The organism is Agromyces aerolatus (assembly GCF_031432255.1).
In the GTDB taxonomy this organism is placed as follows: Bacteria; Actinomycetota; Actinomycetes; order Actinomycetales; family Microbacteriaceae; genus Agromyces.
In genome coordinates this window covers 1-1438 of record NZ_JAVKGQ010000035.1, presented here as the reverse complement: position 1 = coordinate 1438, position 1438 = coordinate 1, and the positions used below count along the sequence as shown (strand labels likewise).

Sequence of the window (1438 nt, the reverse complement as noted above, 5' to 3'; positions counted from 1 at the left end):
TGAACTGACCCCCGGGAGTTGGACTGAGTAATTCAGTTTCGGCTCCTGGGGGTTGTTCTTTGCATTCGCGGAGTTCGCTGTCTGAGCAGCAGCGTTTGGTGGCGGTAGCGTGGTTTGAGAAGGGGCTGGCGGATACTGCGGTGTCGACGCTGCTGGGTGTGTCGCGGCACCCGGTCAGGCACTTGTATCAGCGGTGGCGGATCCGAGGCAGAGGAGCGCTGGTGACCAAGCCGAACAAGCCGAGCTACTCGTTCGAGTTCAAGGTCGCTCTGGTTGAGCGTTTTCTTGCGGGCGAGGAAGCGATGGTGTTGGCCGAGGAAGCGCAGCTTTCCTCGCCGGTGGTGTTGAAGACGTGGGCGCGGAAGTACCGGAACGAGGGTGCGGAGGCGTTGCGTCCGAAGCCGAAAGGGCGGCCGGCGAAGGCTGGCGTACCCGGCGAGGTGAGCGAGCTTGACCAGCTTCGGCGGGAGAACGCGCGACTGCGGGCGGAGAACGCGTACCTGGGAAAATTGCGGGCCTTGATGGAGCAGCAACGACGGTCAAGGTGAACGCCGTCGTCACCCTCAAGGCAGAGCATTCCCTCACCGATCTCCTGACCGCGGCCGGGCTTGCCCGGTCGACGTTCTTCTACCACCGGGCCAAGCAAGCCGCCCCTGACCCGTGGACGGGCTTGAAGGCCGAGATCCGGCGCGTGTTCGACCGGTTTAATGGCCGGTACGGACATCGCCGTGTCCATGACCGGCTCCGCCTGGACGGCTGGCGGGTGTCGAAGAAGACCGTGCTGAAGCTGATGCGACAGCTCGGGCTGCGGTGCCGGATCCGTGCCAGGAAACGGTATACCTCGTTCAAGGGCGAGACCGGCAAGGTCGCCCCGAACCTGCTGGGCCGGGACTTCGCCACGACCGGTCCGAATCAGAAATGGGTCACTGACGTGACCGAGTTCACCGTCGCCGGACAGAAGGTCTATCTCTCACCGGTGATGGACCTGTTCGACCGGCAGATCATCGGACACACCGTCGGGATCTCACCGAATCTGGACCTGACGAATCGGTCCCTTCGACAAGCTCTCACAACGCTTCAGCCCGGGCAGCGCCCGGTCGTGCACTCCGATCAAGGCTTCCAGTACCAGCACCTCACCTGGCGGCGTCTGCTCGATGCCGCCGGCTGCACCCAGTCGATGTCCCGCAAAGGCAACTGTCTGGATAACGCGGTGATCGAGAGCTTCTTCGGCCATCTCAAGGACGAGCTCTACTGCAACACCACCTACCTCACCGTCAACGCGCTCACGACCGCGATCGATGAGTACATCGCCTGGTTCAACACCGAACGAGCCCACACCACGCTAAAGGGCCTGAGCCCGGTGCAATACCGAACCCAGGCCCTCGCGGCGTAGCCCTAAGCTCCTACTCGGCCAGTCCAACATCTGGGGACCAGTTCA

2 protein-coding genes are annotated in these 1438 nt (G+C 63.1%); both read left to right on the top strand.

Annotation, left to right across the window (positions count from 1 at the left end):
• Positions 1–221 precede the first annotated feature (221 nt).
• A complete protein-coding gene (locus tag RH864_RS19165; protein ID WP_310519180.1) occupies positions 222–548 on the top strand; it encodes a helix-turn-helix domain-containing protein in 327 nt (108 codons plus the stop codon).
• Positions 545–1393, top strand: coding sequence for an IS3 family transposase (locus RH864_RS19160; protein WP_310519179.1), 849 nt, complete (start codon positions 545–547; stop codon positions 1391–1393). The genes RH864_RS19165 and RH864_RS19160 overlap by 4 nt, the downstream gene beginning before the upstream one ends.
• Positions 1394–1438 lie beyond the last annotated feature (45 nt).